This window comes from Skermanella mucosa, assembly GCF_016765655.2.
GTDB lineage: Bacteria > Pseudomonadota > Alphaproteobacteria > Azospirillales > Azospirillaceae > Skermanella > Skermanella mucosa.
In genome coordinates this window covers 857,189-869,624 of sequence record NZ_CP086106.1, presented here as the reverse complement: position 1 = coordinate 869,624, position 12,436 = coordinate 857,189, and the positions used below count along the sequence as shown (strand labels likewise).

General features: G+C 67.3%; 11 protein-coding genes. 9 read left to right on the top strand and 2 right to left on the bottom strand.

The features are described 5' to 3' along the window. Window positions 1–8: 8 nt before the first annotated feature. On the bottom strand, window positions 9–920 hold the full coding sequence (gene serB / locus JL100_RS03965) for a phosphoserine phosphatase SerB (protein WP_202681751.1): 912 nt from the start codon (window positions 918–920) through the stop codon (window positions 9–11). A gap of 59 nt (window positions 921–979) precedes the next feature. On the opposite strand from serB, the gene miaA reads away from it, so the two are divergent. The 5 genes from miaA (at window position 980) to JL100_RS03940 (ending at window position 6,091) form a co-directional block, all read left to right on the top strand. After that, window positions 980–1,921 (top strand): tRNA (adenosine(37)-N6)-dimethylallyltransferase MiaA, encoded by a 942-nt coding sequence (gene miaA, locus JL100_RS03960; protein ID WP_202681752.1) that lies wholly within the window; start codon window positions 980–982, stop codon window positions 1,919–1,921. Window positions 1,922–2,084: 163 nt separating this feature from the next. Continuing rightward, complete coding sequence (locus JL100_RS03955; protein WP_202681753.1) at window positions 2,085–3,860, top strand: acetolactate synthase 3 large subunit; 1,776 nt, start codon at window positions 2,085–2,087, stop codon at window positions 3,858–3,860. 105 nt (window positions 3,861–3,965) lie between these two features. Further along, a complete protein-coding gene (gene ilvN / locus JL100_RS03950; RefSeq protein WP_202681754.1) occupies window positions 3,966–4,472 on the top strand; it encodes an acetolactate synthase small subunit in 507 nt (168 codons plus the stop codon). A gap of 90 nt (window positions 4,473–4,562) precedes the next feature. Continuing rightward, window positions 4,563–5,582 carry a ketol-acid reductoisomerase gene (ilvC, locus tag JL100_RS03945; protein WP_202681755.1) on the top strand — a complete coding sequence of 340 codons (1,020 nt, stop codon included), beginning with the start codon at window positions 4,563–4,565 and terminating at the stop codon, window positions 5,580–5,582. 353 nt (window positions 5,583–5,935) lie between these two features. Beyond that, a complete protein-coding gene (locus tag JL100_RS03940) occupies window positions 5,936–6,091 on the top strand; it encodes a hypothetical protein (RefSeq protein WP_202681756.1) in 156 nt (51 codons plus the stop codon). A gap of 398 nt (window positions 6,092–6,489) precedes the next feature. Here JL100_RS03940 and JL100_RS03935 read toward each other — a convergent pair whose 3' ends face one another. Next, the gene (locus JL100_RS03935) at window positions 6,490–7,131 is read right to left on the bottom strand and encodes a sigma-70 family RNA polymerase sigma factor (protein ID WP_202681757.1); all 642 of its coding nucleotides are present in this window, start codon (window positions 7,129–7,131) and stop codon (window positions 6,490–6,492) included. 1,011 nt (window positions 7,132–8,142) lie between these two features. Between JL100_RS03935 and JL100_RS03930 the strand changes: the two genes are divergently transcribed. From JL100_RS03930 to mreD, 4 genes are all read left to right on the top strand, one after another. Next, window positions 8,143–9,723, top strand: coding sequence for a 2-isopropylmalate synthase (locus tag JL100_RS03930; protein WP_202681758.1), 1,581 nt, complete (start codon window positions 8,143–8,145; stop codon window positions 9,721–9,723). Between the two features lie 143 nt (window positions 9,724–9,866). Continuing rightward, window positions 9,867–10,910, top strand: coding sequence for a rod shape-determining protein (locus JL100_RS03925; protein ID WP_158043941.1), 1,044 nt, complete (start codon window positions 9,867–9,869; stop codon window positions 10,908–10,910). A gap of 101 nt (window positions 10,911–11,011) precedes the next feature. Beyond that, entirely contained in the window at window positions 11,012–11,896 is an 885-nt protein-coding gene (mreC, locus tag JL100_RS03920; RefSeq protein WP_202681759.1) for a rod shape-determining protein MreC, read from the top strand. Between the two features lie 19 nt (window positions 11,897–11,915). Further along, window positions 11,916–12,428, top strand: a complete 513-nt coding sequence (gene mreD / locus JL100_RS03915) for a rod shape-determining protein MreD (RefSeq protein ID WP_202681760.1) — start codon at window positions 11,916–11,918, stop codon at window positions 12,426–12,428. The last annotated feature ends 8 nt before the right edge of the window (window positions 12,429–12,436 follow it).

Sequence of the window (12,436 nt, the reverse complement as noted above, 5' to 3'; positions counted from 1 at the left end):
GCCGGACGTCAGGAGAGCAGGCGGGGCGCCTGGATCTCCTCGGCCCGGTAGCCCTGGGCGTAGAGCAGCGCGGTCAGGTCGGAACGTTCCACCCGCGCCCGCGCCTGGGCCGCCACCGCCGGCTTGGCGTGGAACGCGACGCCCAGCCCGGCGGCCTGGAGCATCGGCAGGTCGTTGGCGCCGTCGCCCACCGCGATGGACTCGCGGATCGGGATCCGCCGGGCGCCGGCGACCCGGATCAGGGCCGCCACCTTGGCATCCTTGTCCAGGATCGGCTCGACCGCCCGGCCGCTCAGCCTTCCGTCGGCGATCTCGAAATCGTTGGCCTGGTCCTCGTCGAACCCGACCGTGGCGCGCACCCGCTCGGTGAAGTACTTGAAGCCGCCGGACACCAGGGTACAGTAGGCGCCGTTCGCCTTCATGGTCGCGACCAGCGCCAGCGCGCCCGGCATCAGCTCGACCCGGCCGTAGACCTGCTCCAGCGCCTCGACCGGCAGGTCCTTGAGGAGCGCCACCCGCTCGCGCAGCGCGTCCTTGAAGTCGATCTCGCCGTTCATCGCGCGCCAGGTGATCCCGGCGATCAGGTCCTTGAGCCCGACCAGCTCGGCCAGTTCGTCCAGCATCTCCTGCCGGATGATGGTGGATTCCATGTCGGCCACCAGCAGCCGCTTGCGGCGTCCCTCGGCCGGCTGGGTGATCAGGTCCACCGGGCGCCCGGGCAAGGCGGTGTGCAGCGCCGCGTCGGCCTGGTCGCAGTTGAGCCCGTCGAACGGGATGTCGCAGGCGACGCCGGGGGCGAGCCAGTCCGGAGCGCCGGTTTCGGCGCCCAGGTCCTTCAGGGCGGCGCGCGCGGCGCCGACCGTGCTATCGTCCAGGTCGGCGGCGGCGGGATCGGCGATCAGGGTCAGCACATTGTTCATGGAAGCATCCGCGGGCGAGGGTCGGCCGCCTTTATGAAATGTCTCACCAAGCGTTGTCCATGCCAGATAAACCCGTAATCGTCGTCGGCGGACCTACCGCCAGCGGCAAATCCGCGCTGGCGCTCGATCTGGCCGAGGAATTCGGCGGCACCGTCATCAATGCCGACAGCATGCAGATCTACGCCGAGCTGCCGGTCCTGACCGCCCGGCCGACCACGGAGGACGAGGCGCGGGCGCCGCACCGGCTCTACGGCGCGCTGCCGGCGTCGGAGCGCTGCTCGGCGGCGCGCTGGCAGGCGCTGGCCCTGGCGGAGATCGCCGAGGCCCACGCGGCCGGACGGCTGCCGATCGTGGTCGGCGGCACCGGCCTCTATATCCGGGCGCTGATGGAGGGGCTGGCCGACATCCCGCCGATCCCCGAGGCGGTCCGCGCCTCCGTGCGGGAGCGGCGGGAGGCGTTGGGCGCCGCCGGGCTGCACGCGCTGCTGGCCGAACGCGACCCTGCCACGGCGGCCCGCCTGAAGCCGGGCGACGGCCAGCGCCTGGGCCGCGCGCTGGAGGTGCTGGAGGCGACCGGCCGGTCGATCACCGACTGGCAGTCGGACCCGGTGGCCGGCCCGCCGCCCGGCCTGCGCTTCGTGCCGTTCGTGGTCGATCCGCCGCGCGATGCGCTGTACGCCGCCTGCGACCGGCGCTTCGACGCCATGATGGCGCGCGGCGCGCTGGACGAGGTCCGGGCCTTGCTGGAGCTGGACCTCTCCCCCGGCCTGCCGGCCCTGAAGGCGCTGGGCGTGCCCGAGCTTTCGGCCTATCTGCGCGGCGAGGCCGGGCTGGAGGAGGCCGTCGCCGCGGCGAAGACCTCGACCCGGCGCTACGCCAAACGGCAGGGCACCTGGTTCCGCCACCAGCTCGGCCCGGCGCATGGCAGCCATGTGAGCAACGCGCAAGATTCGGAAAGCATGCAACAAACCGTTCGCAACATAATTCGCAAAATGGGTTGACCCTGGAAAATGTTTTGATTAGGTTGCGGCTTCCCGGCCCTCGGCACAGCCCCGGGCCGAAGTACCAACTTGCTGAAATTCCTGAGAAACAGCGGGATTTTCATAGACGGAGACGAGGCATCCGCGGTACGCGCGGGTGCGCTACACACGAAGGTAGTCAAAGATGTCCGAGAACAAGCTGACCGGTGCGGAGATCGTCATCAAGTCCCTGAAGGACCAGGGCGTAGACGTCATTTTCGGCTATCCCGGCGGCGCGGTACTTCCGATCTATGACGCCCTGTTCAAGCAGAACGACCTGCGCCACATCCTGGTGCGTCACGAACAGGCGGCTGTCCATGCGGCGGAAGGTTATGCGCGCTCGACCGGCAAGGTCGGCGTCGTTCTCGTAACGTCCGGCCCCGGCGCCACCAACGCGGTCACCGGGCTGACCGACGCGCTGATGGACAGCATCCCGATCGTGTGCCTGAGCGGCCAGGTGCCGACGCACCTGATCGGCAACGACGCCTTCCAGGAAGCCGACACGACCGGCATCACCCGACCCTGCACCAAGCACAACTACCTGGTGAAGGACGTCGCCAACCTGGCGCGGACCATGCACGAGGCCTTCTGGGTCGCGAAGAGCGGCCGCCCCGGCCCCGTCGTGGTCGACATCCCCAAGGACGTGCAGTTCGCCGACGGCCCGTACGTGCCGCCGAACGAGGTCAGGCACAAGACCTACCGCCCGCAGGTCAAGCCGGAGATCGCCCGCGTCGAGGAGGCGGTCGAGCTGATCGCCAACGCCAAGCGGCCGATCTTCTACACCGGCGGCGGCGTGATCAATTCCGGCCCGCTGGCGTCCAAGCTGCTGACCCAGTTCGTCCGCATGACGGGCTATCCCTGCACCAACACCCTGATGGGCCTGGGAGCCTATCCGGCGTCGGACCCGCAGTTCCTGGGCATGCTGGGCATGCACGGCACCTACGAGGCCAACCTGGCGATGCACGGGTGCGACGTGATGATCAATATCGGCGCGCGGTTCGACGACCGCGTGACCGGCAAGCTGTCGGAGTTCTCGCCGGGCAGCAAGAAGATCCATGTCGACATCGACCCCAGCTCGATCAACAAGAACGTCCGGGTGGACGTGCCGATCGTCGGCGACTGCGCCCATGTCCTGGAAGACATGATCCGCATCTGGAAGGCCCGTCAGAAGCGTCCGGACAAGGAGGCGCTGAAGCAGTGGTGGGCGCAGATCGCCGAATGGCGCGGCCGCGACTGCCTGCGCTACATCCACACCGACCCGGTGATCAAGCCGCAATACGCGCTGGAGCGGCTGCGCGAGCTGACCCGCAACCGCGACACCTACATCACGACGGAAGTCGGCCAGCACCAGATGTGGGCCGCCCAGTTCATCCCCTTCGAGGAGCCGAACCGCTGGATGACCTCGGGCGGGCTGGGCACCATGGGCTACGGCCTGCCGGCCGCCATCGGCACCCAGATCGCCCACCCCGACGCGCTGGTGGTGGACGTGTCGGGCGAGGCTTCCTTCATGATGAACATGCAGGAGATGGCGACCGCCGTGCAGTACCGCCTGCCGATCAAGGTGCTGATCCTGAACAACCAGTACATGGGCATGGTCCGCCAGTGGCAGGAGCTGCTGCACGGCAGCCGCTATTCCGAAAGCTACAGCGAGGCCCTGCCCGACTTCGTCAAGCTGGCGGAAGCCTTCGGCGGCGTCGGATTGCGCGCCACCAAGGTGTCGGAGGTGGACTCCGTGCTTCAGGAGATGATCGACATCCGCCGCCCGGTGATCGTGGACATGTGCGTGGACCAGAAGGAAAACTGCTTCCCGATGATCCCCGGCGGCCGCGCCCACAACGAGATCCTGCTGGGTCCGGCGGACCAGCAGGGCAACGGCATGCAGCGGGACAGCACTCCCGAGGAAGGCATGGTCCTGGTATAAGGCGCCGCTTTCCGCGGTCGAAAGACCGGTCCCGCGACGGCGCGGGGCCGGTCGCCATGCGCCGATGCCAACCGTCCCCATGCCATTCCTCCTGGAGCCCGTCCCGTGGAACCCAACATCGAAAAACACACCATCTCGGTCCTGGTCGATAACGAGCCGGGCGTGCTCGCCCGCGTCATCGGCCTGTTCTCCGGCCGGGGCTACAACATCGAGAGCCTGACCGTCGCCGAGGTGGATGCCGAGCAGCAGGTCTCGCGCATCACCATCGTGACCAGCGGCACCCGCATGATCATCGAGCAGATCAAGAACCAGCTGGACCGGCTGGTTCCGGTCCATCGGGTCCGCGACCTGACCGACGAGGGACCGTTCATCGAGCGCGAGCTGGCACTGATCAAGGTGGCGGGCACCGGCGACCGGCGCATCGAAAGCCTGCGCATCGCCGACATCTTCAAGGCCCGCGTGGTCGATGCCACGCTCAATTCCTTCGTGTTCGAAATGACGGGCACGGCGGCCCAGCTGGACGACTTCATCGGGCTGATGCGTCAGCTCGGGCTGGTCGATGTCAGCCGGACCGGCGCCGCCGCCATCTCCAAAGGCGCCGCCAGCCTGTAGAAACGAAAGCGCGGAACTTCCCCCAGCACCAAACCCGGCCTATTGTGCCCGGAATTAACCGACTGTAGCGAAAACCGAGGAACATCCACCATGCGCGTCTATTACGATCGTGATGCCGACGTCAACCTGATCAAGGGTAAGAAAGTCTGCATCGTCGGCTACGGCAGCCAGGGCCACGCCCATGCCAACAATCTGCGCGACAGCGGCGTAAAGGACGTGATCGTCGGCGCCCGTCCGGGCAGCCCGAGCGGCGCCAAGGCCGAGGCCGCCGGCTTCACCGTCATGACCCCGGCCGAGGCCGCCAAGGTCGCCGACGTGATCATGGTGCTGACTCCGGACGAGCTGCAGGCCGACCTGTACCGCGACCACCTCGCGCCCAACATGAAGGAAGGCTCCGCCCTGGCCTTCGCCCACGGCCTGAACATCCACTTCAACCTGATCGAGCCGCGCGCCGACATCGACGTGTTCATGATCGCCCCGAAGGGTCCCGGCCACACCGTCCGCAGCGAATATGTGCGCGGCGGCGGCGTGCCGTCGCTGGTGGCGGTGCATCAGAACGCCTCGGGCAACGCGCTGGAGCTGGCGCTGTCCTACGCCTCGGCCAACGGCGGCGGCCGCGCCGGCGTGATCGAGACGACCTTCAAGGAAGAGTGCGAGACCGACCTGTTCGGCGAGCAGGCCGTGCTGTGCGGCGGCCTCACCGCCCTGATCCAGGCCGGCTTCGAGACGCTGGTGGAAGCCGGCTACGCGCCCGAGATGGCCTATTTCGAGTGCCTGCACGAGGTCAAGCTGATCGTCGACCTGATCTACGAGGGCGGCATGGCCAACATGCGCTACTCGATCAGCAACACGGCCGAGTACGGCGACTACACCCGCGGCCCGCGCGTCGTGACGCCGGAGACCAAGGCCGAGATGAAGCGCATCCTCGACGACATCCAGTCCGGCCGCTTCACCCGCGATTGGATCCAGGAGTGCAAGGTCGGCCAGCCCAGCTTCAAGGCCATGCGCCGCCGCAACGCCGAGCACCAGATCGAGGAAGTCGGCGAGAAGCTGCGCGCCATGATGCCCTGGATCTCCGCCAACAAGCTGGTGGACAAGACCAAGAACTGATCGGGGCGCTCCCTGCGTCGGAGCCTGGGAACCGGGGGCTGCCCCCGGTTCCCAGGCTCCGGCCGGCGAACGTTGAATAAAGGGCTCTGTTCGCATCTTGCGTTGGTGTGGCTTCCGGCATGACATCGATCGTGGAAGCGGCTTCCACATCTACAGGTAACGCCTGGAGGTGCTATATGCCGAGGAACACGACGCTCAACCCACCGGCCGATCTTGAGGCTCGGGCCAAGACGCATGCCGCCGCGCATGGGACGATGATGACGGCGATTGTCCGAGACCACTTGGGGGCGGTGACCTCGAGTGGCACCGACCCCGTCACGGACGATCCGTTGCCAGCGTAGTCGCAGGGACGCTTGGCCAGGAACAAGGCCATTCGACTTCTCGGGCTGCGCGACTCCGCCGAGTTGCTCGTCGCGCTTGGGGATGCCGACCTGCCGATGCCGCTGCCGCCACCCCATGACCTCGAGAACCAGGCCGTGGCTTTCGCCAAACTCTGGAAGCAGTCTTGAAACGGCGCACCGTCGCCTTCCCGCTGCGGGGCCGTTCAACAGCCTCCGGGTAGCCGACCGGCTGGATCTGCTGCTGGCCCTTTGACATGCGATTGGTCGTGTCGATGCAGTCAGTGACGGGTTGACCAGCGGCCCTTCGTCATCGAGAACACCGAGATTGGCGAACAGGAGCGCGAAAGGCGGCGGACATGGATTTCGTCGTGGTAGTCAGAGCCGTGCCCGATCAGGTCGCTCCGGCCGGGGCAGGCTGCCGTCAGCGCCGCCGACAGGCAGCGCTTCGGCGCCTTGCCGCCCCAGCGTCGGCCTGAACCTGCTTTCTTGCATGTAGCGGAGCCAAAAAGAAAAGGCCGCCGTCCCTTTCGGGGCGGCGGCCTTTCCGGTCTCGGTCCGATACGGGATCAGGCCCCGGTGCGGCGTTCCTCGAGGTCCATGCCCATGTGCACGGTCCGCGCGGCGGCGGCGGCCGAGCGCTGGAAGGCCAGGACGACGGCGGCCATCTCGCGGCTGGTGGCGGGGGTCAGCGGGCGGCCGGGCAACCGGGTCACGCCGTCCTCGCCCACTTCGCCGTCCATCAGGCGGCGGAGCGCCTCGCGGCCGCGGCAGAGGCGCGACTTGACGGTGCCGACCTTGGCGCCCAGCACGTCGGCCGCTTCCTCGTAGCTCATGCCTTCGAGGCCGATCAGCAGGAGCACCTCGCGCATTTCCGGGGTCAGCCGGGCCAGGGCCCGCTCCAGGTCGCGGACGGCGAGGCCGTGCTCCTGGGCGGCCGGGGCCGGCGGGCTCAGCGCTTCCAGCGTCTCGTCCGGGGTCGCGGTGGTGCGAGCGCGGCGCAGCTCGTTGATGTGCGCGTTGCGAAGGATGGTGAAGAGCCAGGCGCGCATGTTGGTGCCCGGCGTGTAGCTGTCCAGACGGGTCAAGGCCCGCTCGAGGGTGTCCTGGACAAGGTCGTCGGCCCGTTCGGGGTGGCCGACCAGAGCCCGCGCGAAACGGCGCAGTGCGGGAATTTCCTGTTCCAACCGGTCAAGCGTGTTCTCAGACATGTGTGACAGCCTCCCCGGACATTTTCGTCTTCGCGCTGTTGACTAAGGATGGGATGGTTGAGCGCAACACCATTTTTCCACTTCCTGACCAGCCGGCCATCGCCTCGGATCGGCGACTCCGGCCTGTTTGGATGAACCACCGCCCGGTCCCGCGACTGGACACGCGCCGCGCACCAACCACACGAACTCCTGAGCGGTAAAACCTCGGGACGACGCTTTGTTCCCACGATCCGCAAAAAATCCCGGTTTCGAAAGACTGCGGCGTAGACCGCGTGATTTCCATGGGCATCAGCGGTTTACATCCTGCGTGACTTCCCGGAGCCGGATCGCCGGGGCGTCGCCGTTACCTCTAGGATATGGGACACCCGTCCCGCAACACGACCTATCTTTAAGAAACAAAACGCTACCTCCAACGTCATATCCTGACGTTTTGTAGCCATTATTATATCACAACCCCGCGCTTGTCTTTGCTCACCCTTCCCGGAATGTCCCGAGGCATCCGGGAACCCAGGAGGAAAACGGTTGCGGGACCCCCTGCCCTTGCTTTAGACATACCGGGCCTGGGGCCTTGGACGGTCACGATAGCCGCCCAGACGCCTTAACGCAAATTTAACCATACCGGCGCCACCTTGGCACCAGCAGCCGGCTCCGGCACCCCGGCGGTGCGGACCGATTGACCGAAGGTAGAAACTGGTGATTACGCAGGCTTGCACGTCCGACATCATGAAGGCCCCCCACGGGGACCGGATCGGTGTGCGCGCCCTGCCCATCGCCAGCACGGGCATCGCCCTGCCCCTGCCGGAAGCGCTGTTGTCTGCCCGTGGGCTGCATGGGGCTCTCCTTCTGCGACTTATGCGCCCCTGAGCGCCGCCGTCGTCATTGACAGGTGTTCAGGGGGATCATGGCGCTCGCGCCATCCATCGCCGTCGCATCATTGATATCGGCTTTGCCCGCAATCCGGTCCCGGCAAGGGGCGGCGGGCGCCGGTAAGCACAGAAGGATCCAGTTCCCATGACCGCCACCACCGACCAGACCGCCAACGCCCCCTCCTCCGACGCCAACCGCGTCATCATCTTCGACACCACCCTGCGCGACGGCGAGCAGTCGCCCGGCGCCTCCATGAACCTGGAGGAGAAGCTGCGCATCGCCCGGGTGCTGGAGGAGATGGGGGTCGACGTGATCGAGGCGGGCTTCCCGATCGCCTCCAACGGCGACTTCGAGGCCGTGCGCGAGATCGGCAAGGTCGTCCGCAACTCGGTCATCGCCGGGCTGTCGCGCGCCAACCGCCGCGACATCGACCGCGCCGCCGAGGCCCTGCAGTTCGCCGAGCGCAAGCGCATCCACACCTTCATCTCCACCAGCCCGCTGCACATGAAGTACAAGCTGCAGATGGAGCCGGAAAAGGTGCTGCAGGCCATCTGGGACAGCGTCACCCACGCCCGCAACCATGTGGACGACGTGGAATGGAGCGCCGAGGACGGCTCGCGCACCGAGCACGACTTCCTGTGCCGCTGCGTCGAGACCGCGATCAAGGCGGGCGCCACCACGATCAACATTCCCGACACGGTCGGCTACGGCGTGCCGGAGGAGTACGGCGCCCTGTTCACCATGCTGATCGACCGGGTCCCCAACGCCGACAAGGCGATCTTCTCCGTCCACTGCCATAACGACCTGGGCCTGGCGGTCGCCAACTCGCTGGCCGGCGTGGCCGCCGGCGCCCGGCAGATCGAATGCACGATCAACGGCCTGGGCGAGCGCGCCGGCAACGCGGCACTGGAGGAGATCGTGATGGCGATGCGCACCCGCGCCGACGCCATGCCCTACTCCAACGGCATCCACACCGAGCAGATCATGACGGCGTCCCGCCTGGTGTCGGCGGTGACCGGCTTCGTCGTCCAGCCGAACAAGGCGATCGTCGGCAAGAACGCCTTCGCCCACGAATCCGGCATCCACCAGGACGGCATGCTGAAGAACGCCCAGACCTACGAGATCATGACCCCGGAATCGGTCGGGCTGAACCGCTCGACCCTGGTGATGGGCAAGCATTCCGGCCGCGCCGCCTTCCGCGCCAAGCTGAAGGACCTGGGCTACGCGCTGGGCGACAACGCGATCGAGGAAACCTTCGTCCGCTTCAAGGATCTGGCGGACAAGAAGAAGGACGTCTTCGACGAGGACATCATCGCGCTGGTCGATGACAGTATCGGCAGCACCAACGAGCGCATCCGCTTCGTCTCGCTGATGGTGGTCGCCGGCTCCAAGGGTCCCCAACGGGCCGAGCTGGAGCTGGAGATCGACGGCGAGGCGGTGAGCACGGTCGCCACCGGGTCCGGCCCGGTGGATGCCACCTTCAACGCGATCTCGGCGCTGTTCCCGCACGAGGCAAAGCTGCAGCTGTACCAGGTCCACGCCGTCACCGAGGGCACCGACGCCCAGGCGGAAGTGACCGTGCGGCTGGAGGAGAACGGCAAGACGGTCAACGGCCAGGGAGCCGACACCGACACCCTGGTGGCGAGCTGCCGCGCCTATGTTCATGCCTTGAACAAGCTGCTGACCAAGCGCCAGAAAACGGCGCCCGAAGCACTCTCCGCTTGAGTGGTTTGCGGCGTTGCTCTATTCAAACGGATGGTGGTTCGTACCCCGAGCTTCCATCCAGACTACCTCCGACGGCGGCTCGCCAATGAGCCGCCGTTGTCTCGGATGGGCCGCGTCAACCGGATAAAGAGTTAATCAACTCCATGTTTTCCAAATTGCTCGGCGTCCTGTCGGCCGACATGGCGATCGACCTGGGTACGGCCAACACCCTCGTGTACGTCAAGGGGCGGGGAATCGTCCTGAACGAGCCGTCGGTCGTCGCCATCGCCACCATCCGCGGCAAGAAGCAGGTGCTCGCGGTCGGCGACGAGGCCAAGATGATGCTGGGCCGCACCCCCGGCAACATCCAGGCGATCCGTCCGCTGCGGGACGGCGTCATCGCCGACTTCGAAGTCGCCGAGGAGATGATCAAGCACTTCATCCGCAAGGTGCATAACCGGCGCAGCTTCGCGAGCCCGCAGGTGATCATCTGCGTGCCGTCGGGGTCCACCGCGGTCGAACGGCGCGCGATCCAGGAATCGGCCGAGTCGGCCGGTGCCCGCCGGGTCTTCCTGATCGAGGAGCCCATGGCCGCCGCGATCGGCGCCGGCCTGCCGGTGACCGAGCCGACCGGAAGCATGGTGGTCGATATCGGCGGCGGCACGACCGAAGTCGCCGTGCTGTCGCTGGGCGGCATCGTCTATTCCCGGTCCGTCCGCGTCGGCGGCGACAAGATGGACGAGGCGATCATCGGCTATATCCGCCGCAACCACAATCTGCTGGTCGGCGAAAGCTCGGCCGAGCGGATCAAGAAGGAGATCGGCTCCGCCTGCCCGCCCGAGGACGGCGAGGGCCGGATCATGGAGATCAAGGGCCGCGACCTGATGAACGGCGTTCCCAAGGAACTGATCATCAGCGAGCGCCAGATCGCCGAGTCCCTGTCGGAACCGGTCAGCGCCATCATCGAGGCGGTCAAGGTGGCCCTGGAGCACACGGCGCCCGAACTGGCCGCCGACATCGTGGACAAGGGCATCGTGCTGACCGGCGGCGGCGCCCTGCTCAGCAACCTGGATTATGTGCTGCGCCACGCGACGGGTCTTCCGGTCTCCATCGCCGACGATCCGCTGTCCTGCGTCGCGCTGGGCACGGGCCGGGCTCTCGAAGAGATGAAGACGCTCAAGCACGTTCTCATCCAAATGTACTCCTGATATTCATCATTGGCGCGGCACACTCTCCTTCCAGGAGGGCGGCCGCCCGTGCGACCTCCCGACATCCGGCTTTCGGCCCCTCAGAGCACAGGAAAGGCCCCGTGAAGACACGTGCCACCGGATCCGTGGTTCGTCTCGCCGCACCCCTGCGTGCGCTGGCCCAACGATTCTCGTTCCTTCTCCTGGTGTTCGCCGCCATAGCCCTGATGATGGTCGGCAAGGTCGACACGGTCCTGGTGGAGGGCATCCGCAGCCGGGTGACCGACGCCTTCACCCCGATCCTGGATGCGATCTCCCGCCCCGCGGCGACGGCGGCCCATTTCGTCGAGAGCCTGCACGAGATCGTCAACCTGCGGGGCGAGAACGAGCGGCTGCGGCAGGAGAACGCGGCCCTGCTGCAGTGGCAGCAGGCGGCCCAGCGGCTCGACGCCGAGAACCGCAGCCTGCGCAGCCTGCTGAACTACAAGCCGGAGCTGGCGGCCTCCTACATCACGGGCCGCGTCGTCGCCGACCCCGGCGGCGCCTTCGTCCGGACCGTCGTGGTCACCGCCGGCCGGCGCGACGGCGTCAGGCCGGGCCAAGCGGCGGTGTCCGGCCGGGGATTGATGGGCCGGGTGGTCCAGGCGGGGGAATGGTCGTCGCGCGTCCTGCTGATCACCGACCTCAACTCGCGCATCCCGGTGGTGATCGAGCCGTCGCGCCAGCGGGCGGTGATGAGCGGAGACAATTCCGGCCAGCCGCGCCTGCTCTATCTGCCGGGCGACGCCACGCCGGCGGTCGGCGACCGGGTGGTGACCTCGGGCCATGGCGGCATGTTCCCGCCGGGGCTGCCGGTGGGCCTGATCGCCGAGGTGGCCGAGAGCGCGATCCGCGTGCAGCCTTTCGTCGATCCGGGGCGGGTCGAGCATGTCCAGCTGGTCAATTTCGGGCTGCCCGGCGGCCTGAGCGCCAACGCCCCGGCGGACGCCGCCGGCGGCCTGAACTGACGCCGGCGGGACCGATCCCATGACCGGCGGCTTCTGGAGCAGGATCGACCAGACCGGGCGCAACATCGCGCCGGTGGCGGTCACGGCCGCGCTGATGCTGGTCGGCATGGTGCCCCTGCACCTGCCCAACTACGCCCCGGTGGCCCCCATGCTGCCGCTGATGGCGCTCTATTACTGGGTGATCCACCGGCCCGACCTGCTGCGCCCCAGCATGGCCTTCGGCCTGGGCCTGCTGCAGGACCTGCTGAGCGGCGCCCCGCTGGGGATGACGCCGCTGATCCATGTGCTGGTCTACTGGGTGGTGCTGACCCAGCGGCGCTTCTTCCTGGGCACGTCCTTCGCCATGCTGTGGTTGGGCTTCGCGCTGATCGCCTTCGGCGCCGGCTTCGTCGGCTGGCTCGCCTGGTCGATCCTGAGCCTCCAACTGCTGTCGCCCAACTCCGCCCTGATGCAGTCGACCATGACGGTGGCGGTGTTCCCGCTGTTCGGCTGGCTGTTCATCCGCATCCACCGCGCCTTTCTCCAGGCCTGACGAGGTCC

Bases quoted from the DNA above. Each gene is read 5' to 3' on its own strand.
- serB (WP_202681751.1), bottom strand. From the start codon at position 920: ATGAACAATGTGCTGACCCTGATCGCCGATCCCGCCGCCGCCGACCTG.
- miaA (WP_202681752.1), top strand. From the start codon at position 980: ATGCCAGATAAACCCGTAATCGTCGTCGGCGGACCTACCGCCAGCGGC.
- JL100_RS03955 (WP_202681753.1), top strand. From the start codon at position 2,085: ATGTCCGAGAACAAGCTGACCGGTGCGGAGATCGTCATCAAGTCCCTG.
- ilvC (WP_202681755.1), top strand. From the start codon at position 4,563: ATGCGCGTCTATTACGATCGTGATGCCGACGTCAACCTGATCAAGGGT.
- JL100_RS03935 (WP_202681757.1), bottom strand. From the start codon at position 7,131: ATGTCTGAGAACACGCTTGACCGGTTGGAACAGGAAATTCCCGCACTG.
- JL100_RS03930 (WP_202681758.1), top strand. From the start codon at position 8,143: ATGACCGCCACCACCGACCAGACCGCCAACGCCCCCTCCTCCGACGCC.
- JL100_RS03925 (WP_158043941.1), top strand. From the start codon at position 9,867: ATGTTTTCCAAATTGCTCGGCGTCCTGTCGGCCGACATGGCGATCGAC.
- mreD (WP_202681760.1), top strand. From the start codon at position 11,916: ATGACCGGCGGCTTCTGGAGCAGGATCGACCAGACCGGGCGCAACATC.